Annotated in this window: 21 protein-coding genes; 16 read left to right on the top strand and 5 right to left on the bottom strand. The window is 67.1% G+C overall.

Annotated elements, in window-relative coordinates; translation table 11 throughout:
- The first annotated feature begins 36 nt into the window (after window positions 1-36).
- Window positions 37-597 carry a hypoxanthine phosphoribosyltransferase gene (hpt, locus tag AC5Y4C_RS12250; protein ID WP_499907499.1) on the top strand — a complete coding sequence of 187 codons (561 nt, stop codon included), beginning with the start codon at window positions 37-39 and terminating at the stop codon, window positions 595-597.
- Window positions 598-607: 10 nt separating this feature from the next.
- Here hpt and AC5Y4C_RS12245 read toward each other — a convergent pair whose 3' ends face one another.
- From AC5Y4C_RS12245 to AC5Y4C_RS12230, 4 genes are read right to left on the bottom strand one after another with little or no spacing between them, the layout of a single operon-like run.
- The gene (locus tag AC5Y4C_RS12245; protein WP_499961478.1) at window positions 608-1,345 is read right to left on the bottom strand and encodes an SIMPL domain-containing protein; all 738 of its coding nucleotides are present in this window, start codon (window positions 1,343-1,345) and stop codon (window positions 608-610) included.
- A 25-nt stretch (window positions 1,346-1,370) separates the two neighbouring features.
- Entirely contained in the window at window positions 1,371-2,384 is a 1,014-nt protein-coding gene (locus AC5Y4C_RS12240; RefSeq protein WP_499961479.1) for a zinc-binding dehydrogenase, read from the bottom strand.
- A gap of 8 nt (window positions 2,385-2,392) precedes the next feature.
- The gene (locus AC5Y4C_RS12235) at window positions 2,393-3,571 is read right to left on the bottom strand and encodes an LLM class flavin-dependent oxidoreductase (RefSeq protein WP_499961481.1); all 1,179 of its coding nucleotides are present in this window, start codon (window positions 3,569-3,571) and stop codon (window positions 2,393-2,395) included.
- Window positions 3,571-4,548 carry an alpha/beta fold hydrolase gene (locus tag AC5Y4C_RS12230; RefSeq protein ID WP_499961482.1) on the bottom strand — a complete coding sequence of 326 codons (978 nt, stop codon included), beginning with the start codon at window positions 4,546-4,548 and terminating at the stop codon, window positions 3,571-3,573. The genes AC5Y4C_RS12235 and AC5Y4C_RS12230 overlap by 1 nt, the downstream gene beginning before the upstream one ends.
- A gap of 156 nt (window positions 4,549-4,704) precedes the next feature.
- Between AC5Y4C_RS12230 and ftsH the strand changes: the two genes are divergently transcribed.
- From ftsH to AC5Y4C_RS12175, 11 genes are all read left to right on the top strand, one after another.
- Window positions 4,705-7,002, top strand: coding sequence for an ATP-dependent zinc metalloprotease FtsH (gene ftsH / locus AC5Y4C_RS12225; RefSeq protein ID WP_499907246.1), 2,298 nt, complete (start codon window positions 4,705-4,707; stop codon window positions 7,000-7,002).
- 17 nt (window positions 7,003-7,019) lie between these two features.
- Window positions 7,020-7,628, top strand: a complete 609-nt coding sequence (gene folE, locus AC5Y4C_RS12220; protein ID WP_499907243.1) for a GTP cyclohydrolase I FolE — start codon at window positions 7,020-7,022, stop codon at window positions 7,626-7,628.
- Window positions 7,629-7,648: 20 nt separating this feature from the next.
- Window positions 7,649-8,449 carry a dihydropteroate synthase gene (gene folP, locus AC5Y4C_RS12215; RefSeq protein ID WP_499961749.1) on the top strand — a complete coding sequence of 267 codons (801 nt, stop codon included), beginning with the start codon at window positions 7,649-7,651 and terminating at the stop codon, window positions 8,447-8,449.
- Entirely contained in the window at window positions 8,442-8,819 is a 378-nt protein-coding gene (gene folB / locus AC5Y4C_RS12210) for a dihydroneopterin aldolase (protein ID WP_499961484.1), read from the top strand. Before folP ends, folB begins: the two co-directional genes overlap by 8 nt.
- Window positions 8,816-9,337: a 2-amino-4-hydroxy-6-hydroxymethyldihydropteridine diphosphokinase gene (gene folK, locus AC5Y4C_RS12205; protein ID WP_499907241.1), complete on the top strand. Its 522-nt coding sequence runs from the start codon at window positions 8,816-8,818 to the stop codon at window positions 9,335-9,337. Before folB ends, folK begins: the two co-directional genes overlap by 4 nt.
- Window position 9,338: 1 nt before the next feature.
- A complete protein-coding gene (locus AC5Y4C_RS12200; RefSeq protein WP_499907239.1) occupies window positions 9,339-9,818 on the top strand; it encodes a DUF3180 domain-containing protein in 480 nt (159 codons plus the stop codon).
- 54 nt (window positions 9,819-9,872) lie between these two features.
- Complete coding sequence (locus AC5Y4C_RS12195; protein WP_499961485.1) at window positions 9,873-10,949, top strand: DUF6779 domain-containing protein; 1,077 nt, start codon at window positions 9,873-9,875, stop codon at window positions 10,947-10,949.
- Window positions 10,950-11,027: 78 nt separating this feature from the next.
- Window positions 11,028-11,990 (top strand): Rossmann-like and DUF2520 domain-containing protein, encoded by a 963-nt coding sequence (locus AC5Y4C_RS12190; protein ID WP_499961486.1) that lies wholly within the window; start codon window positions 11,028-11,030, stop codon window positions 11,988-11,990.
- Window positions 11,980-12,915 carry a pantoate--beta-alanine ligase gene (gene panC, locus AC5Y4C_RS12185; RefSeq protein WP_499961487.1) on the top strand — a complete coding sequence of 312 codons (936 nt, stop codon included), beginning with the start codon at window positions 11,980-11,982 and terminating at the stop codon, window positions 12,913-12,915. The genes AC5Y4C_RS12190 and panC overlap by 11 nt, the downstream gene beginning before the upstream one ends.
- The gene (panD, locus tag AC5Y4C_RS12180; RefSeq protein ID WP_499907231.1) at window positions 12,915-13,319 is read left to right on the top strand and encodes an aspartate 1-decarboxylase; all 405 of its coding nucleotides are present in this window, start codon (window positions 12,915-12,917) and stop codon (window positions 13,317-13,319) included. Before panC ends, panD begins: the two co-directional genes overlap by 1 nt.
- Window positions 13,320-13,321: 2 nt before the next feature.
- Window positions 13,322-14,137: a type III pantothenate kinase gene (locus AC5Y4C_RS12175; RefSeq protein WP_499961489.1), complete on the top strand. Its 816-nt coding sequence runs from the start codon at window positions 13,322-13,324 to the stop codon at window positions 14,135-14,137.
- Between the two features lie 94 nt (window positions 14,138-14,231).
- Here AC5Y4C_RS12175 and AC5Y4C_RS12170 read toward each other — a convergent pair whose 3' ends face one another.
- Window positions 14,232-15,467 (bottom strand): alanine racemase, encoded by a 1,236-nt coding sequence (locus tag AC5Y4C_RS12170; protein ID WP_499961490.1) that lies wholly within the window; start codon window positions 15,465-15,467, stop codon window positions 14,232-14,234.
- A gap of 155 nt (window positions 15,468-15,622) precedes the next feature.
- On the opposite strand from AC5Y4C_RS12170, the gene lysS reads away from it, so the two are divergent.
- The 4 genes from lysS (at window position 15,623) to AC5Y4C_RS12150 (ending at window position 20,877) form a co-directional block, all read left to right on the top strand.
- Window positions 15,623-17,128: a lysine--tRNA ligase gene (gene lysS, locus AC5Y4C_RS12165; protein ID WP_499907224.1), complete on the top strand. Its 1,506-nt coding sequence runs from the start codon at window positions 15,623-15,625 to the stop codon at window positions 17,126-17,128.
- A 120-nt stretch (window positions 17,129-17,248) separates the two neighbouring features.
- On the top strand, window positions 17,249-17,587 hold the full coding sequence (gene lsr2 / locus AC5Y4C_RS12160) for a histone-like nucleoid-structuring protein Lsr2 (protein ID WP_499907222.1): 339 nt from the start codon (window positions 17,249-17,251) through the stop codon (window positions 17,585-17,587).
- A gap of 257 nt (window positions 17,588-17,844) precedes the next feature.
- Window positions 17,845-20,367 carry an ATP-dependent protease ATP-binding subunit ClpC gene (clpC1, locus tag AC5Y4C_RS12155; RefSeq protein ID WP_499907220.1) on the top strand — a complete coding sequence of 841 codons (2,523 nt, stop codon included), beginning with the start codon at window positions 17,845-17,847 and terminating at the stop codon, window positions 20,365-20,367.
- A 75-nt stretch (window positions 20,368-20,442) separates the two neighbouring features.
- Window positions 20,443-20,877 carry a YbjQ family protein gene (locus AC5Y4C_RS12150; RefSeq protein ID WP_499961491.1) on the top strand — a complete coding sequence of 145 codons (435 nt, stop codon included), beginning with the start codon at window positions 20,443-20,445 and terminating at the stop codon, window positions 20,875-20,877.
- Window positions 20,878-20,903: the final 26 nt, after the last annotated feature.

Raw genomic sequence — 20,903 nt, 5'->3', positions numbered from 1 at the left:
CACCCTGATGGCGTGGCAGCGCAAGCGGCAGCCGACATGTATCCGGGCGACATCAAGTCGGTGTTGCTCACCGAAACTCAGATTCATACCCGCACGGCCGAGTTGGGTGCTGCCATCGCGGAGCGCTATCGGGGCCTGATCGGCGAGGGCGGTGACGATCTGCTGCTGGTGACCGTGCTCAAAGGCGCGGTCATGTTCGTCACCGACCTCGCGCGGGCAATCCCGCTGCCCACGCAGCTGGAATTCATGGCCGTCAGTTCGTACGGCTCGGCGACGTCGTCGTCGGGGGTGGTCCGCATTCTCAAGGACCTCGACCGCGACATCCAGGACCGCGACGTGCTGATCGTCGAGGACATCGTGGACTCCGGGCTGACGCTGTCGTGGCTGCTGCGCAACCTCGCTGCCCGGCATCCGCGCTCCCTGAGTGTGTGCACCCTGCTGCGCAAGCCAGATGCGGTGCGCTCGGACGTGCAGATCGACTTCGTCGGCTTCGACATCCCCAACGAGTTCGTCGTCGGCTACGGGCTGGACTACGCCGAGCGCTACCGCGACCTGCCGTACATCGGGACGCTGGACCCCCGCGTCTACGAGCTCTAGCCGCGCTGGGTCAGATCAGCTGCCAGATCACCGTCACCGAGAAGCTGACGGTCTGCTGGCCCGGTTCTAATGCCACGGGTTCGGCCATGGCGCGCGGCATCGGCGTGGGTGTCGGCGGCGTGGCCCCGCTCGTCTCCGAGATCGAGATCACGTTGCCCAGCTTCACTCCCGACAGCTGCGCGTACTGCTCGGCGCGTGCCTTCGCGTCGTTGAACGCCCGCGCCCGGGCGTCCTTCACCAGCTGGGAGTCGTCGTCGATCGAATAGTTGACCCCGTTGATCCGGGTCGCGTCCCCTCCGGTGCTGACGATCAGCGCCAGCGTTTGCGACGCCGTCGCGGTGTCGCGGATCTTCACCTGGATCGAGTTGCCGGCCCGGTATCCCGTGATCACCGACGGATCAGGCCCGTATTGCGGTTGCAGGTTGACCGAAGTGGTGGCGATGTCCTTGCGGTCCACCTTCGCGTTGTTCACCAGCGCGTCGACGACGGCGCGGGTGCGGTCGCTGGTCTGGTTCAAGGCCGCGGTGACGTCCGGTGCGGTGGCCTCGATCGACGCGTTCACGGTCAGCGTGTCCGGCGTCCCTTGCACCTTTCCGGCGCCGACGACGGTGACCTGCCTGCTGTTCGGGCTGGCGCCGGGCGGCGAATCGCCGGCATCGCTGTCGCACGCCGAGATCCCGGCCATCGCGAGCGCGGCGGCCAGCGCCACTATCCCGTTGCGCAGCAGTATCTTTGCGGTCATCGGCATAGCTGGCACCTTACGGTCCGACCCGTTACGGAGTGACCAGAATCTTGCAATGCTCGTTCGGGGATGCCAGCTCGTCGAACGCCGAAGCCACGTCGTCGAGACCCACGAAGCCTGTGATCAGCGGCGCGACGTCGATGTCGCCTTCGGCTATCGCGCGGAGCGTGGCGCCGAATTCGTCGGGCGTCTGTCCGAACACGAACTGCACGCTGAGTTCCTTCATCGACGCGAAGGCCGGCCGGATAGGGTCGGGCTGCATGCACATGCCAATCGACACCACGCGGCTGTTCATCGGCGCCATGCGCAGCACCTCGTCGAGGATGCCCGGCATGCCGACGGCTTCGAAGATCACCGCGGGTGTCACCACGTCGTACGGCGATTCCTGCGCGGGGTCGACGGTGAAGTGCGCGCCCATGGTTTCGGCCAATTCCCGGCGTCTGGGCGAGAAGTCCGCTGCCGTGATGTGCCCAACGCCGCGGTGTTTCAGCGCGGCGACGACGGCCACGCCCACGGGTCCGCAGCCCACCACAAGAGCAGCTTCACCGGGCTGCACGCCGGACTTGTTCACCGCATGCAAACCGACGGACAGTGGCTCGGTGAGCGCGGCGTGGCGGGGATCGAGGCCATTGGGCACCGGCAACAGGAGCGCCGCCGACAGCAGCATGCGTTCGGCGTATCCGCCGATGACCGAGTTGCTGAACACTATCGGCTCGATTCTGTTGGGCGACAGCAGAACAGGCAGCGACGTGACGACCGTGCCAACGGGCGGCGCCTGCGTCTGCGGTCCGGCCTCGAGCACTTCGGCCGAGAATTCGTGGCCCATGTAGACGTCGCGGGACAGGTCGACGTTGCCCTCCACCGGCAGGCCACGCACTTGGCCGGCGAGGCCCAGCAGCTCGCGGCCGTGCTTGGCGAAGTGCAAGTCAGACCCGCATATTCCGCACGCCACAACGTCGACCAGCACTTGGCCCGGACCCGGAACCGGATCGGCGACGTCGTCGCGGCACACCATCGTGCCGTCGTGCAGTACAGCGGCGCGCATCAGGTCTTCTAATTTTCCATTTCGCCGGCGTGTTCGCCGATCGCCTTGGCGATCGCCTCGCCTGCGCGGCCGAACAGCTTGTCGCGCATGCCTTTGGCCCACTCGTGCGATGCGCGCGGCGCTTCGAGCTGACCTTTGAAGTGCGGAATGACCTTGCGTGCGAACAGCTCATAGCAGTGGTGAGTCGCCTGCGGTGACGCCCAGTCGTGGCCGAGCATCAAGAACGTGCCGAATCCCCCCGAGCGGTCCAGCAGATCCTCGATGTAGGCGATCGCGTCGTGGGGTGTGCCGATGCAGCCGCTGCCCTTGGCCGCGTACTCCTCGACGAACTCGCGCGAGCTGCGCGCGCCCTCGACGCTTTCGGCCAGCGGCACGAATCCGGCGGCACCGAAGTAGTTGACGAAGTCTTCGAGTCCGTATGTGCAGTCGTCCAGAGCCTGCTCGCGGGTGTCGGCCAGATGCATGATGCCCAGTACCCGCCAGCCGCGCCGGTCGGGCTCGGCACGGCCGGCCTTCTCGGCTTGATCGGCCACCAAGGCCCAGGCGTCCTCGATGGCCGCGTAGCCGCCCGGCACCGACATCGACAGTGACAGCAGTGATGTGCCGAGCTGACCCGCCAGCCGCGGCCCTGAGGGGGAAATCATTGCGGCGGTGGAGATCTCGGGATACGGCCAGGTGTACGGCCGGATGTGCAGCTGGGCGTCGCGCAGGGTGAACCAGTCGGAGTGCCTGTCGACCCGCTCGCCGGGTGCAGCCCGGAACAGGGCGAGGATGGCCTCGAGCGACTCTTGCATCATCCGACGCTGTTCCACCGGGTCGATGCCCATCATGTAGGCATCCGACGGCAGCGCGCCCGGCCCGGTGCCGAAAATCGTTCTGCCGCGGGTCAAATGGTCTAGCAGGACCCACCGGTCGGCCACCATCAGCGGGTGGTGGTAGGGCAGCGAGACCACGCCGGTTCCGAGTTTGATGTGCTTGGTGCGTTCGGCGGCGGCGGCGATGAAAACCTCCGGGCAGGAGATGAGTTCGTATCCGCCCGAATGGTGCTCGCCGAACCAGACCTCGTCGAAGCCCAGCCGATCCAGCGCCACCACCCGTTCCATGTCGTATTCCAGTGCGACGGTTGGTGATTGGCCGATAGGATGGAACGGCGTGATGAACACACCGAAGTTGAGCGGGCCCTGCATCACAACTCCAATCCGGACAAGAACTTCAGCAGCGCGTCGTTGATTTCGGCCGGCCGCTCCTGCTGTATCCAGTGACCCGCGCCATCGAGCACGATCTCTTGGTAGTCGCCGGTCACGACCTCACGCGCGCGGTCGGACCGGGTGAAGAAGCGGACAGGATCCTTTGCGCCGGTGATGAACAGCGACGGCACGGTGATGGTGCTCGCAGGGGGATCGGCGGTCAAGTGCCAGTTGCGGTCGAAGTTGCGGTACCAGTTGAGTCCGCCGGTGAATCCGGTACGGCGGAATTCCTCGACATAGTGGTCGAATTCATCCTGAGTCATCCAGTCGGCCAGTGCGGTCGGTTTGGGCAGCCGCTCCACCCAGCCTTCAGGACCTGGCGCCAGCATGCGTGCGGCTGCGTCGGTGTCATCGGGGGATCGCGGCCCGCCGAACACCCGCAGCATGGTCTCTTTGACGTCGCGGCTCAGGTTCGCATCAGCGACGCCCGGCTCTTGGAAGTAGAGGATGTAGAAGAAGTTCTCGCCGAACATTTCTCGCCAGGTCTCGACGGGCGGCTTCTTCGAGCGCGGCACCGGCGGCACGCTCAGCCCGACCACGCCGGCCACTCGGTCCGGGTGCAGCAGCGGAAACGTCCACGCCACCATCGCGCCCCAGTCGTGGCCCACGATCACGGCGCGTTCGGCGCCGGCCTCGTCGAGCAGGCCCGCGATGTCTCCGCACAGCGCGACGATGTTGTAGTCCTCGATTGCCTCGGGCCGCGACGAGCCGCCGTAACCCCGTTGATCCGGTGCGAGCACGCGATAGCCGGCGTTGACGAGTGCCGGAATCTGGTGCCGCCAGGAATAGGCGAGTTCGGGAAAGCCGTGAGCCAACACCACCAGCGGGGCGTCGGCTTCTCCTGCCTCCACCACCCGCAGCGCTACCCCGTTCGTCTCAACTAACCGCTGGGTTGAGATGACCACGGGTTCACCCAAGCACAGGAAGCCCGCGCGGTGAAGGGTCCGTGGTGCACGCCAGCCGCAGAACCCGTCGGGAACATTCATTCGTTGGTCTAGCGGTAGCCTGAACTAACTCTCGAGACGCTTCGGAAGGACCTGGCCCACGCACCCAATCGCCGGCCGATACAGACGATGAACCGCAAAAACGTGATCCGCACGCTCACGGTGATCGCCGTGGTGCTGCTGCTGGGCTGGTCGTTCTTCTACTTCAGCGACGACACCCGCGGTTACAAGCCCGTCGACACCTCGGTGGCGGTCGCCCAGATCCACTCCGACAACGTCAAGAACGCCCAGATCGACGACCGCGAACAGCAGCTGCGCCTCACGCTGAAGAACGGCAATCAAGCCACCGGCGGCGCCGACAAGATCATCACCAAGTTCCCCACCGGCTACGCCGCGACGCTGTTCGACCAGCTCAACAGCAAGAACGCCAAGGTCAACACCGTGGTGAACCAGGGCAGCATGCTCGGCTCGCTGCTGATCTACCTGCTGCCCTTGCTTCTTCTCGTCGGCCTGTTCGTGATGTTCTCCCGCATGCAGGGCGGCAGCCGGATGGGCTTCGGGTTCGGCAAGTCCAGGGCCAAGCTGCTCACCAAGGACATGCCCAAGACCACGTTTGCCGACGTGGCCGGCGTCGACGAGGCCGTCGAGGAGCTCTACGAGATCAAGGACTTCCTGCAGAACCCCAGCAGGTATCAGGCGCTGGGCGCCAAGATCCCCAAGGGCGTGCTGCTGTACGGGCCGCCCGGCACCGGCAAGACCTTGCTGGCCCGCGCCGTCGCAGGCGAGGCCGGTGTGCCGTTCTTCACGATTTCCGGCTCCGACTTCGTCGAGATGTTCGTCGGCGTCGGCGCCTCCCGGGTTCGCGACCTGTTCGAACAGGCCAAGCAGAACAGCCCATGCATCATCTTCGTCGACGAGATCGACGCTGTCGGCCGCCAGCGCGGCGCAGGCCTGGGCGGCGGTCACGACGAACGCGAGCAGACGCTCAACCAGCTGCTGGTCGAGATGGACGGGTTCGGGGACCGGACCGGCGTCATCCTGATCGCTGCCACCAACCGGCCGGACATCCTCGATCCGGCGCTGCTGCGGCCCGGGCGCTTCGACCGCCAGATCCCCGTCACCAACCCGGACCTCAACGGTCGCAAGGCGATTCTGCGTGTGCACGCGGCCGGCAAGCCCATGGCACCCGACGCCGACCTGGACGGGCTCGCCAAACGCACCGTCGGCATGTCCGGTGCGGATCTGGCCAACGTGATCAACGAGGCTGCGCTGCTGACCGCCCGCGAGAACGGCACGGTGATCACCGCCGCCGCGCTCGAGGAGGCGGTGGACCGGGTGATCGGCGGGCCGCGTCGCAAGAGCCGGGTGATCAGCGAGCTGGAGAAGAAGATCACGGCCTACCACGAGGGCGGTCATACGCTGGCGGCGTGGGCGATGCCAGACATCGACCCGATTTACAAGGTGACGATCCTGGCCCGCGGCCGCACCGGCGGGCATGCGCTCGCCGTGCCCGAGGACGACAAGGGCTTGATGACGCGCTCGGAGATGATTTCGCGGCTGGTGTTCGCGATGGGCGGACGCGCCGCCGAGGAGCTGGTGTTCCGCGAGCCGACGACGGGCGCGGTGTCCGACATCGAGCAGGCCACCAAGATCGCGCGCGCGATGGTCACCGAATACGGGATGAGCGCCAAGCTGGGCGCAGTGCGATACGGCACCGAGCACGGCGACCCGTTCCTCGGCCGCACCATGGGCACTCAGCCGGACTACTCCCATGAGGTCGCCCGTGACATCGACGACGAGATCCGCAAACTCATCGAGGCCGCACACACCGAGGCGTGGGAGATCCTCACCGAGTACCGCGACGTCCTCGACATCCTGGCCGGCGAGCTGTTGGAGAAAGAGACCCTGCACCGGGCCGACTTGGAGGCCATCTTCGCCGACGTGAAGAAGCGGCCGCGGCTGACCATGTTCGACGACTTCGGCGGCCGCATTCCGTCGGACAAGCCGCCCATCAAGACGCCGGGCGAGCTGGCGATGGAGCGCGGCGAGCCGTGGCCCAAACCCGTTCCTGAGCCGGCTTTCAAGAAGGCCATCGCGCAGGCCAGCCAGCAGGCCGAGGCGGCACGTGACGCGTCGGGGAATGGCAACGGCGGCAACGGATATCCGGCCCAGCCCCAGCCGTCCCCGGCGAGCGCGGGCTACCCGCACTCGGCGGCCACCCAACCCGACTACGGTGCACCCGCCGGCTGGCGTGCGCCAGGCTGGCCGCCGCCGCAGCAGAACTATTGGTATCCGCCGCCGCAGAACTACGGACCCTATTCGCAGCAACAGAATCCGCAGCGCGGCCAGCCACAATCAGAGGGCGGTACACCTGACGGGCAGCATGGCGACGACCCCGGTCGCGCCGGCCCGTCCAGCAACGGCTGATAAGGACGGAGGCGTTGATGGCCCAGCCGAATGCGCGTGTTTCGAGCAGCAACACGCCGGTGTTCGACCGGGAGCGAGCCGAAGCCGCGATCCGCGAGCTGCTTCTCGCGATCGGTGAAGACCCTGACCGCCACGGTCTTCGCGACACTCCGGCCCGGGTGGCACGGGCGTACCACGAAATGTTCGCCGGCCTCTACACCGATCCGGACAGCGTGCTGGAAACAACCTTTGACGAGCAGCACGACGAACTGGTTCTGGTCAAAGAGATCCCGATGTACTCCACCTGCGAGCACCACCTGGTGTCGTTTCACGGCGTCGCCCACGTCGGCTACATCCCGGGTGAGGACGGCCGGATCACGGGGCTGTCGAAGATCGCCCGGGTGGTGGACCTGTACGCCAAACGCCCGCAGGTTCAAGAGCGGCTCACCGGGCAGATCGCCGACGCGCTGATGCGCAAGCTCAACCCGCGCGGTGTGATCGTGGTCGTGGAAGCCGAGCACCTTTGCATGGCGATGCGCGGCGTGCGTAAACCCGGTGCGGTGACCACCACTTCCGCGGTGCGCGGACAGTTCAAGTGCAGCGCCGCGTCACGGGCCGAGGCGCTGGACTTGATTCTGCGGAAGTGACCGCGACTCGCGTGCAGGTGATGGGGGTCGTCAACGTCACCGACGACTCGTTCTCCGACGGGGGACTGTTCCTCGACCGCGATCGCGCCGTCGAGCACGGGCTGACGCTAGCCGCCGAAGGGGCCGCGATCATCGACGTCGGAGGTGAGTCCACCCGGCCCGGCGCGGTGCGGGTGCAACCGCGGGTCGAAACCGAACGTGTCGTCCCCGTCATCGAATCGCTTGTTGCCCAAGGCATTACGGTGAGCATCGACACCATGCGGGCAGAGGTGGCCGCGGCGGCACTGCAGCACGGAGCGCGCATCGTCAACGACGTCTCCGGTGGCCGGGCCGACCCGGACATGGGCCCCTTGGTGGCCGAGGCCGGCGTCTTCTGGATCTTGATGCACTGGCGCTCTGTGAGCGCTGAACACCCGCACCGCGTGCCGGACTACGACGACGTCGTCGCCGACGTCAAGGCCGAGCTGCTTGCCAGCGTCGACGCCGCGACGGCCGCGGGCGTCGACCCGGCACGGTTGATCATCGACCCCGGACTCGGTTTCGCCAAGACCGCACAGCACAATTGGGCGCTCCTGCACGCGCTGCCCGAGCTCGTCGCGACCGGCATCCCCGTGCTCGTGGGCGCGTCGCGCAAGCGTTTCCTCGGTTCGCTGCTTGCCGACGACGCCGGCCTGCGGCCGCCGGCCGGGCGTGAGACAGCGACTGCGGTGATCTCCGCATTGGCTGCGCTGCAGGGCGTTTGGGGCGTTCGCGTACACGATGTGCGAGCCACCGTCGACGCGCTCAAGGTGGTCGAAGCATGGGCGGGCGGCGGTGTCTGATCGAATCGAGTTGCGGGGCTTGACCGTTCGCGGGCGGCACGGCGTCTTCGAGCACGAGCGGCGCGACGGGCAGGATTTCGTCGTCGACATCACTGTGTGGCTGGATCTGTCGGAAGCCGGCGCCAGCGACGATCTCAGCGATACCTACGACTATGGCGAGCTGGCCGAGCAGGCGGCGGCGATCGTCGGCGGCCGCGCCAAGAATCTGATCGAAGCCGTCGCCGCGGAGATCGCCGACGGCGTCATCGCCGACGAGCGAGTGCGCGCGGTCGAGGTGACGCTGCACAAACCGCACGCGCCCATTCCGTTGAATTTCAAGGATGTCGCGGTCGTCGTCCATCGCTTCCGGCAGCGCGAGGAGAAGCTGTGACACGGGCGGTGCTGTCCATCGGCTCCAATCTCGGCGACCGGGTGGGCCGGTTGCAGTCGGTGGTCGACGCGCTGGGTGACTCGCTGGTGGCGGTGTCGCCGGTATACGAGACCGTGCCGTGGGGCGGTGTCGAACAGGGGCCGTTCCTCAACGCCGTCGTCATCGCGGACAATCCTGACCTGGACGGGCGCGGATGGCTGCGGCTGGGCCAGCAGCTCGAGCGGTCCGCCGACCGGGTTCGTGGCCGGCGGTGGGGACCGCGCACCTTGGACGTCGACGTGATCAGCTGCCGATCGGACGGCACCGAACTCGTGGTCCGCGAACCCGACCTCACGCTGCCGCATCCGCTGGCGCATCTTCGCGCCTTCGTTCTGGTCCCGTGGCTCGACGTCGAGCCGGATGCGACGCTGACGGTCGCCGAGGTGCCGACACCGGTTTCGCGGCTGCTCGAGGACATCGAGCCCGTCGACAAGGCCGGCGTCATGCCGACGGATCTGACGCTGCGGTCGACGGTGTGACATGGGACCTACCCGCAGGCGTGACCTGACGGTTGCGGTGGCACTCGTCGCCGTTCTCGGCTACCTCGTCACCACGGCCGTCTACCCACGAGGCTTTCCGCCGATCACTGTCTGGACCGGGCTGTCGCTGCTCGGCGTTGCCGGCGTGGAGGCCGCATGGGGCCGCTACGTGAGAGCCAAGATCAACGACGCCGAAATCGGCGCCGGCCCCGGCAGACTGCATCCGCTGGCCGTCGCGCGCACCGTCTGGATCGCCAAGGCGTCGGCATGGGTGGGCGCCCTCGTGTTCGGTTGGTGGCTGGGCATGCTCGGGTACTTGCTGCCCAACCGCGGCTGGCTTCGTGTGGCCTCGCAAGACACCCCGGGCGCGGTAGTGGCGGCCGCGTGCGCGCTGGCGCTGATTGTCGCGGCGCTGTGGCTGCAGCATTGCTGCGAGAAGCCCGAAGAGCCGCCCGACAACGCCGGCGCAACCGGCGATTAGAATCGCCGGGCTTCCTCGACACGCGACGTGACCTCGGCGGGTACAGTTCCGCCCATGACCGATCTGAGCCGCGGCGCCCGGTCCCGGCGCAGCGGCCGCAGGCCGGGTTGGCTGCTTCTGACGGCGTTGCTTGTCCTGGCCATTGCGGCCAGTTCCGCGCTGGTGTTCACCGACCGCGTCGAACTGCTGAAGCTGGCCGTGATCCTTTCGCTGTGGGCGGCCGCGATCGCGGCGTTCGTGTCGGTGATCTACCGCAGGCAAAGCGATCTGGACCGGGCCAAGGCTCGCGACCTCAAGCTGGTCTACGACCTTCAGCTGGACCGCGAGATCTCCGCCAGGCGTGAGTACGAGCTGGAAGTCGAGTCACAGTTGCGCCGCGAACTCGCCTCCGAACTACGCGCACAGGCCGCCGACGAAGTCGCCGCGCTGCGGGCCGAGCTTGCCGCCCTGCGCGCCAACCTGGAGCTGCTGTTCGACGCGGACCTGTCGCATCGGCCGGCTCTGGAGGAGCCGGAACGCACCACCGTGAAGGCTTACAGCGACTGGCAGCGCGACACAGAGGTCACCGATCCTGGGAAGAACATCCCGAGATTCGTCGCATCGCCGCACCAAGACCCTGAGGACGGTAGCGAGAACGCGATCATCGACGTCCCGGAGGAACCGGCAGAACCCGAGGAGCAGCAAGTCGCTGCCGAGCCCGGCGCGCCTGCATGGGTGCCGGCCGAACCCGTGGCGCCCACGACGGCGGGCAGGCACGGCACGCGCGCGGACGCCTGGCGACCGGTGGGTGCCGAAGGGCAGTGGCTGCCGCCCGGCACGCCGGGCAGTCGCTGGACGGCCGGCAACGGCGTCTCAGCAGCTCCGGTGCCGCCCTCGACTCCGGCGGAGCCTGCCGTTGGCCGGCACCTTGGGAGCACAGACGGCGGCACCCCGTCGGCGCGGCACGCCACAACGGCGTCGCAGCCAGAACCGCAGCAGCCGTCGGCTCGGCACGGCGGGTCCGACGATGCTCCGCGCAGCGGCGGCCACCACGGCGAGGGCCAGGGCCAGTCCGTCGCAGAACTGCTGGCGCGGCTGCAGGCCGGCGCCAGCCCCACCGGGGGCGGCCGTCGCAGGCGCCGCGACGACTGAGATACCCTGTGGGGGACCGTCCGGTACCCGCCTGGCAGGACCGGAACGACTTTCGGAAACTTTGCGAGGTTCCCTGCGATGGAGCAGCCCCCCGCTGACGGCTGGCCCCACGACCCATTGCGTCCGGCTCGACTTTCGGTAGGCGTCATCTCCGCCGGCCGGGTCGGCAGCGCGCTGGGCGCGGCGCTGGAGCGGGCCGGTCACGTGGTCGTCGCCTGCAGCGCGGTGTCGCACGCGTCGCGGGAGCGGGCCGCCCGTCGGCTGCCCGACAGCGCCGTGCTGCCCGTGCACGAAGTGGCCGGGCGTGGCGAATTGCTGCTGTTGGCGGTGCCCGACGCCGAACTCACCAGTGTGGTGTCCGGGCTGGCGGCCACGCGCGCCGTGCGGCCAGGCACCATCGTCGTGCACACCTCGGGCGCCAACGGAATCGGCGTGCTGGCGCCTCTCACCGAGCAAGGTTGCCTGCCGTTGGCTGTTCATCCCGCAATGACGTTCACCGGGTCCGACGAAGACCTCGCCCGGCTGCCGGACACCTGCTTCGGCATCACCGCGGCCGACGACACCGGCTATGCGATCGGTCAATCGCTGGTCCTCGAGATCGGCGGCGAACCGTTCCGGGTGCGTGAGGACGCCCGCACGCTGTACCACGCCGCGCTGGCGCATGCGAGCAATCACGTCGTCACGGTGGTCGCCGATGCGTTGGAAGCGTTGCGTGCTGCGCTGTGGGGCCAGGAACTGTTGGGTCAGCAACTCGTCGACGACGCACCCGGGGGCATTGCCGAACGCGTGATCGGTCCGCTGACCCGTGCGGCAGTGGAGAACACGCTGCAGCGGGGCCAGGCTGCGCTCACCGGCCCGGTGGCGCGCGGCGACGCCGCCGCCGTCGCCGCGCATCTGCGTGCCCTGGCCGAGGTCGACCCTCTGCTCGCCGAGGCGTACCGCAGCAACTCGCTGTGCACCGCGCAACGCGCGCATGCCCCTGAGGAAGTCTTTGCGGCACTGAGCAATTCAGGCGATCGGGCAGGGTGCGGTGACAACTAACCTGGCGAAGAAGTTCCACCCCGGTCAGCTCAACGTCTACGAGACGCCCAAGGCCGTGGGTGAGGTAACCCGTGCGTTGCGGCAGACCGGACGGCGGGTGATGCTGGTACCCACCATGGGTGCGCTGCACGACGGCCATCTCGCGTTGGTGCGGGCCGCCAAGCGGGTGCCGGGCTCGGTGGTGGTGGTGTCGATCTTCGTCAACCCGTTGCAATTCGGGGTCGGCGAAGACCTCGACCGCTACCCGCGCACTCTGGACGCGGATTTGGAGCTGTTGCGAGCCGAGGGCGTCGAGGTGGTGTTCGCGCCCAGCGTCGAGGCCATGTATCCCGACGGCGCGCGTACGTCGGTGCAGCCCGGCCCGCTGGGTGCTGAGCTCGAAGGTGCTTCGCGCCCAACGCATTTCGCCGGTGTGCTCACCGCGGTGCTCAAGCTGCTGCAGGCGGTCGCGCCAGACCGGGCGTTCTTCGGCGAGAAGGACTACCAGCAGCTGGTGCTGATCCGGCAGATGGTCGCCGACCTGAACATCGACGTGCGGATCGTGGGTGTGCCGATCGTACGCGAGGCCGACGGGCTGGCGCTGTCGTCGCGCAACCGCTATCTGTCCGCGGCGGATCGCGAACTGGCCGGTGCTCTTTCGTCGGCGCTGCTGGCCGGGATGTATGCGGCATCCGGTGGAGTGGAGGCGGCGCTGGACGCGGCCCGCGCGGTGCTGGCCGAGGTGCCTGCCCTCGAGGTCGACTACCTCGAAGTGCGCGGGCCCGCACTGGAACCCGCTCCGTCCCGCGGCCCGGGCCGGCTGCTGGTAGCCGCGCGGCTCGGCGACACCAGACTCATCGACAACATCGCAATCGACATCGGTGGCACCGACGGGCATTCCCCGGATGGTCCGGACGACCACCACGAATTGCCCTGGAGGAACTGATGTTACGGACCATGCTGAAGTCGAAGATCCATCGGGCCACCGTGACCCAGGCCGACCTGCACTACGTCGGATCGGTCACTATCGACGCCGACCTGATGGACGCCGCCGATCTGCTCGAAGGCGAGCAGGTGACGATCGTCGACGTGACCAACGGCGCGCGGCTGGTCACCTATGCGATCACCGGTGAGCGCGGCAGCGGTGTGATCGGGATCAACGGCGCGGCAGCCCATCTAGTGCATCCCGGTGACATCGTGATCCTGATCGCCTACGCGACCATGACCGACGCCGAGGCCCGCGAATACCGGCCGCGGATCGTGTTCGTCGACTCCGCCAACAAGCAGGTGGACCTCGGCAGTGATCCGGCTTTCGTGCCCGAGGACTTCGACTTGGTGTCGCCGCGGTAGCCATGCTCCTCGCCATCGACGTCCGCAACACCCACACCGTGGTCGGCCTGATCACCGGTTCGGGTGGGCACGCAAAGGTGGCGCAGCACTGGCGAATTCGCACTGAATCGGAGGCCACTTCCGACGAGATGGCGTTGACGCTCGACGGGCTGATCGGTGACGATTCGGAACAGCTGACCGGTGCGGTGGGGTTGTCGACGGTGCCGTCGGTGTTGCACGAGCTGCGCGAGATGCTCGACCAATATTGGCCGCAGGTGCCGCACGTGCTGATCGAACCCGGTGTGCGCACGGGCATTCCGCTGCTCGTCGACAACCCCAAGGAAGTCGGCGCCGACCGGATCGTCAACTGCCTTGCCGCCTATCAGAAGTACGGCACCGCCGCGATCGTCGTCGACTTCGGCTCGTCGATCTGCGTCGACGTGGTCTCGGCGAAGGGCGAATTCCTAGGTGGCGCAATCGCTCCCGGCGTGGAGGTGTCGTCGGACGCAGCGGCGTCGCGCTCGGCGGCGTTGCGTCGCGTGGAGCTGACCCGTCCGCGCAGCGTCGTCGGCAAGAACACGGTGGAGTGCATGCAGGCCGGAGCGGTGTTCGGGTTCGCGGGGCTGGTCGACGGGCTCGTGCAGCGGATCCGCGAGGACGTCGACGGCTTCGCGGGCGACGGCGTCACCGTGGTGGCGACCGGTCACATCGCGCCGCTCCTGCTGCCCGCGATGCACACGGTGCAGCACTACGACCGCCATCTCACGCTCGAGGGGCTGCGGTTGGTCTTCGAGCGCAACCGCGACAGTCAGCGCGGCAAGCTGCGCCAAGCCCGCTGACCCTCACCCCGGTTTTCGCGAGCGTGCGTGTCTGTGCATCGACGCGCCGGTGCTGGGCGTACCACAGTGCACACTCGCGGCACCGAGGTGAGCGTCAGAAGAACGTCCGGATCAACTCGACCACCCGGCCGTCGGCGTCGACCACAGGGATCAGCTGCCACTTGTCGAAAACCGTGCAGGGATGCGATATTCCGAACTCCAGCCAGTCGCCCACCTGCACACGACCGCCGCCCCCGAGCCGCAGATACGCGTGCTGGTCGTTGAGCCGGGTGACGTGGCTGTCGGCAAGCGCGAGCGGCACCGGCAGCTCTTGGTCGAACGACACGTCGCGGCGGCCCATGGCCAGCACTGCCAAGTCGGGCTCCGGCGTCGAAATTACCTGCGCCCAAACGCTTATCGCGGGCACAAGACCGCACTGACCGCCGCGAGTCAGCGGCGAGGTGCGCCGGTACAGCCCGTGATCGTGCGTCAGGTACGCGCCGCTTCTGATCACCGTGCGTACCGTGAGTCCGCTCGGCCAGTCCGTCAGCGCCTCGGCGACCAAGTCGAAATAGGTGCTGCCGCCGGCGGTTACCAGCACCTCGTCGGTTTCGAAGGTCAGCCGCAGCACCGCGGCGCGCATCTCGGCGAGGAAGTCGCCTACCCGCGCCAGCGCCTGCGGACTGACGTCATGGCCGACCGCCGCTTCGTATCCCGAGACGCCGACCAGCCGCAGCTGCGGGCATGCGATCACCGCGTGGGCGACCTCGTCTACTTCGCCGGCGCTGCGGCATCCGGTGCGTCCGCCCGGCATTCCGATCTCCACGCAGACCTCCACAGGCCGCGTCACGCACGTCGCCAATACGGCCGCCATGGCCCGCACCCCGGGCACCGAATCCACCCAACACACGAAGCCGAATTCCGCGTCGCGTGCCAATTCGTCTGCCAGCCAACGTAATCCACCGACATCGACCAATTGGTTCGCCAGGATCACATTGCGGACACCGAACGCACGGCACACCCGCACCTGGCTGATCGTCGCCACTGTGATCGCGCACGCGCCGGCACCGAGCTGACGGGCGAACAGCTGCGGCGCCATATGCGTCTTGCCGTGCGGGGCGATCGCCACCGCCGCGCGGCGGCACCACTCCGCCATCGCCGCAACATTGTGAGCCAACCCGTCCGCGCCGAGCACGCACACCGGCCCCACCGGGCCGTCGTGAAACAGCACCGGGCGGTCGGCGCAGACCTGCCCCACGGTGCGGCCGGCCCACGACGGCGGCAATCCCTTGAACCGCCAATCCACGGACTCACCGGACAGCGCCGACACCGCGGCCGCGTCGATGTCCATGTCGCTTACCGAGACGTCAGGTGGTCGCCCGGCACGGTCGCAGGCTGATGGCTCATGACCACGATTCGACCATGGCCCTGCCTCCTGTGTGACGCTCTCGGACCGACGCCAGCCCGCCCATTCCGTAACGGGTCGATGACCTAAGCTCGCTGGTCGTGAGTCCAGAGCCCCGCGAAGCCGACCTACCGGAGCAGTTCCGGATCCGGCAGGCCAAGCGCGAGCGGCTGCTCGAGGAGGGCCACGATCCGTATCCGGTCAACGTGCCGGTCACGCACACCCTGCGCCAGATCCGCGACAAGTATCCCGATCTGCCCGCAGATGCGACCACCGGCGAGATCGTCGGCGTCGCGGGCCGTGTGGTGTTTGCCCGCAACTCGGGCAAGCTGTGCTTCGCCACGCTGCAGCAAGGCGACGGAACGCAGCTGCAGGCCATGGTCAGCCTGGCCAGCGTCGGGCAAGAAGCTCTGGACCGGTGGAAGTCGGAAGTCGACCTCGGTGACATCGTGTTCGTCCACGGCGAAGTGATCAGTTCACGCCGGGGCGAGCTGTCGGTGCTGGCCGACTCCTGGCAGATGGCGGCCAAGGCGCTGCGGCCCCTGCCGGTGGCGCACAAGGAGATGAGTGAAGAGTCACGTGTGCGGCAGCGCTACGTCGACCTCATCATGCGGCCCGAAGCGCGGGCCGTGGCGCGTCAGCGTGTCGCCGTAGTCCGTGCCCTGCGCAACGCGCTGCACCGGCGCGACTTCCTCGAAGTCGAGACGCCGATGCTGCAGACGCTGGCCGGCGGAGCCGCCGCCCGACCGTTCGTCACCCACTCGAACGCGATGGACGCCGAGTTGTACCTGCGTATTGCCCCGGAGTTGTTTCTCAAGCGCTGCGTGGTCGGCGGCTTCGAGCGGGTCTTCGAGCTGTCCCGGGTCTTTCGAAACGAGGGCGCAGATTCCACACATTCGCCGGAATTCTCGATGCTGGAGACTTACCAGGCTTATGGCACGTACGACGATTCGGCCGTGATGATCCGCGAAGTTATTCAGGAAGTTGCCGACGAAGTGTTCGGCACGCGGCAGTTGACGCTCGCCGACGGCACTCTGTATGACATCGACGGACAATGGGCGTCCGTCGAAATGTACCCGTCGTTGTCTGAAGCGCTGGGTGAGGTCATTACCCCCGAGACGCCCGTACCGGATCTTGTCGGCATCGCGACAAGACTGGGCATCGAGATCCCGACTGATCGGCCGTTTGGGCACGGCAAGCTCGTCGAAGAATTGTGGGAGCATTCCGTCGGAAACAACTTGTATGCGCCGACGTTCGTGCGTGACTACCCGGTGGAAACCACCCCGCTCACCCGGCAGCACCGCAGTGTGGCGGGGGTCACCGAGAAGTGGGATTTGTACGTTCGTGGCGTCGAGTTGGCAACTGGCTATTCGGAATTGGTAGATCCGGTGGTGCAACGTCAGCGGTTCGAGGCGCAGGCTCGCGACGCGGCCGCGGGTGACGACGAGGCGATGGTGCTCGACGAGGATTTCCTGGCGGCGATGGAGTATGCCATGCCTCCGACCACCGGCACCGGAATGGGCATCGACCGGCTCATGATGGCATTGACCGGGCTCGGAATTCGGGAGACGGTATTATTCCCGATTGTTCGCCGGCATCAGAACTGAACCTCTGCGGTAACGAAGTCGGCGTTGGCTGACGACACCGATTCATGGCAGATTAGTATGCCGGAGTAGACTTCCGCAGCACCGCGAGGCCGCAATGTTCAGTAAGGAGCAATGTAGATAATGGCCAAGAAAGTAACCGTTACGTTGGTTGATGATTTCGACGGCGAAGCACCTGCTGACGAAACCGTAGAATTCGGCCTCGATGGCGTGACCTACGAGATAGATCTGTCATCGAAGAATGCCAAGAAGCTGCGCGACGATCTGAAGGTTTGGGTGGAAAAGGGCCGCCGAGTGGGCGGACGTCGTCGGGGCCGGTCCGGCTCCGGTCGTGGCCGCGCGTCGATCGACCGCGAGCAGAGCGCAGCGATCCGGGAATGGGCCCGCCGCAACGGCCACAACGTGTCGACCCGCGGCCGCATCCCGGCCGACATCATCGACGCGTTCCACGCGGCCACGTAATTTCGGCCGTCACCTGACCCTCTCTTCCGCCGACACCGCGTCGGCTCTTTCGCTAGGGGCGAATAGGGTGGGACGCGGGGAGGAAACGAATCAGCGCGCCGCAGCGTTCTACCTCCTGTAACGAGAGACGCACCGCAATCGGCTGGCTCCCATGGGTGGGGCGGCCCGGGCCACAGGCCATTAGAGTGGACAGCGGGTATTCGGGATCACTCAATCGATCCGCGTACTCACTGGTGAGGGAGAGCAGGTAACCACCGATGTTCGAAAGATTTACGGATCGCGCACGCCGCGTTGTCGTCCTGGCTCAAGAAGAGGCCAGGATGCTCAACCACAACTACATCGGGACCGAGCACATCCTTCTCGGGCTGATCCACGAGGGTGAGGGCGTCGCCGCGAAGTCGCTGGAGTCGCTCGGCATCTCGCTGGAGGGCGTCCGCAGCCAGGTCGAGGAAATCATCGGCCAGGGTCAGCAAGCGCCGTCGGGCCACATCCCGTTCACGCCGCGCGCCAAGAAGGTGCTGGAGCTGTCGCTGCGTGAGGCGCTGCAACTCGGCCACAACTACATCGGCACCGAGCACATCCTGCTCGGGTTGATCCGCGAAGGCGAGGGCGTCGCCGCCCAGGTGCTGGTGAAGCTCGGCGCTGAGCTCACACGGGTGCGTCAGCAGGTCATCCAGCTGCTGAGCGGCTACCAGGGCAAGGAGACCGCGGAGGCCGGCACCGGTGGCCGCGGCGGCGAGTCCGGCAACCCGTCGACATCCCTGGTCCTCGACCAGTTCGGCCGCAATCTGACCGCGGCCGCCATGGAGGGCAAGCTCGACCCGGTCATCGGTCGCGAGAAGGAAATCGAGCGGGTGATGCAGGTGCTTTCCCGCCGCACCAAGAACAACCCGGTGCTGATCGGCGAGCCCGGCGTCGGCAAGACTGCCGTCGTCGAGGGTCTTGCGCAGGCGATCGTGCACGGCGAGGTCCCCGAGACGCTGAAGGACAAGCAGCTCTACACGTTGGATCTGGGCTCTCTGGTGGCCGGCTCGCGCTACCGCGGTGATTTCGAGGAGCGCCTGAAGAAGGTGCTCAAGGAGATCAACACGCGCGGCGACATCATCCTGTTCATCGACGAGCTGCACACGCTCGTCGGGGCCGGTGCCGCCGAGGGTGCAATCGATGCCGCCAGCATTCTGAAGCCGAAGCTGGCCCGCGGTGAGCTGCAGACCATCGGCGCGACCACGCTCGACGAGTACCGCAAGTACATCGAGAAGGACGCCGCCCTGGAGCGCCGCTTCCAGCCGGTGCAGGTGGGCGAGCCGACGGTGGAGCACACCATCGAGATCCTGAAAGGTCTGCGTGACCGCTACGAGGCGCACCACCGCGTCTCGATCACCGACAGCGCGATGGTGGCCGCCGCCACGCTGGCCGACCGCTACATCAACGACCGGTTCCTGCCGGACAAGGCCATCGACTTGATCGACGAGGCCGGTGCCCGGATGCGGATCCGGCGGATGACCGCGCCGCCAGACCTGCGCGAATTCGACGAGAAGATCGCCGAGGCGCGCCGCGAGAAGGAGTCCGCGATCGACGCGCAGGACTTCGAGAAGGCGGCCGCACTGCGCGACCGCGAGAAGCAACTCGTGGCACAACGTGCTGAGCGTGAAAAGCAGTGGCGCTCAGGCGATTTGGATGTCGTCGCGGAGGTCGACGACGAGCAGATCGCCGAGGTGCTGGGCAATTGGACCGGTATCCCCGTGTACAAGCTGACCGAGGAGGAGACCACTCGGCTGCTGCGCATGGAGGAGGAGCTGCACAAGCGGATCATCGGGCAGGAGGATGCCGTTCGTGCTGTTTCCAAAGCGATCCGCCGCACCCGCGCCGGCTTGAAGGACCCCAAGCGTCCGTCGGGCTCGTTCATCTTCGCCGGCCCGTCCGGTGTCGGTAAGACCGAGCTGTCGAAGGCGCTGGCCGAATTCCTGTTCGGCGACGACGACGCGCTGATCCAGATCGACATGGGCGAGTTCCACGACCGGTTCACCGCGTCGCGGTTGTTCGGCGCCCCTCCGGGCTACGTCGGCTACGAAGAGGGCGGCCAGCTCACCGAGAAGGTGCGGCGCAAGCCGTTCTCGGTGGTGCTCTTCGACGAGATCGAGAAGGCGCACCAGGAGATCTACAACAGCCTGTTGCAGGTCCTCGAAGACGGCCGGCTCACCGACGGCCAGGGTCGCACGGTCGACTTCAAGAACACCGTGCTGATCTTCACGTCGAACCTGGGCACCGCCGACATCAGCAAGGCGGTCAGCCTGGGCTTCAGCCAGGGTGGCGGCGAGAACAACTACGAGCGGATGAAGCAGCGCGTCAACGACGAGCTCAAGAAGCACTTCCGCCCGGAGTTCCTCAACCGCATCGACGACGTCATCGTCTTCCACCAGCTGACTCAAGACGAGATCATCCGGATGGTCGACCTGATGATCGGCCGTGTCGAGAAGCAGCTGAAGAGCAAGGACATGGCGCTGGAGCTCACGCCGAAGGCGAAGGCGCTGCTGGCCAAGCGCGGCTTCGACCCGGTGCTGGGCGCGCGGCCGCTGCGTCGCACGATCCAGCGGGAGATCGAGGACCAGCTGTCGGAGAAGATCCTCTTCGAGGAGGTCGGACCCGGCCAGCTCGTCACGGTCGACGTGGACAACTGGGATGGCGAAGGCTCCGGCGAAGACGCGGTGTTCACCTTCACCGGCACTCGCAAGCCGGCAAAGGACGCCGAGCCGGACCTGGCGCAGGCCGGAGCGGAGTAGCGAATTCGGCGCGCAAACCTACGCTCAGCTACGGTTTGCGCGCCGAAATCGCGTGTCGCGCGATACGCTCCGCGCGTGCTGATTGTCACCACCAACGACCTTCCCGGCTGGGAGATCCAGCGGGTGTGCGGCGAGGTGTTCGGGCTCACCGTCAGGTCGCGTAATGCGTTCTCTCAGATCGGCGCAGGCTTCAAGTCCATGTTCGGCGGCGAGCTGCAAGGCATGACGAAGAACCTGGCGGACAGCCGCAACGAGGCGATGAACCGGCTGATGGCCGAGGCCCGCACTCGCGGCGGCAACGCGATCATCGGCATGCGGTTCGACACCACCGAGCTTGGCGACACCTGGACCGAGATCTGCGCGTACGGCACCGCCGTCCAAGCCGTGCCTGTCACCGACGCTGCGAAGTACACGGCGAGCCAGCTGGGTTACGGCGGCCCACAGCCGCAGCAAGCGCACACTCCGGGACCGCCGGCCGGGCAGCAGCCGCAGCCCTACGGCCCGCGGTAGGCGTCGTTGACCCCTGGCACCCTCGC

This window comes from Mycobacterium sp. NGS35 (assembly GCF_059812855.1).
Note: the sequence above shows the minus strand (reverse complement) of the source record. Positions and strands in the feature narration are given on the sequence as shown.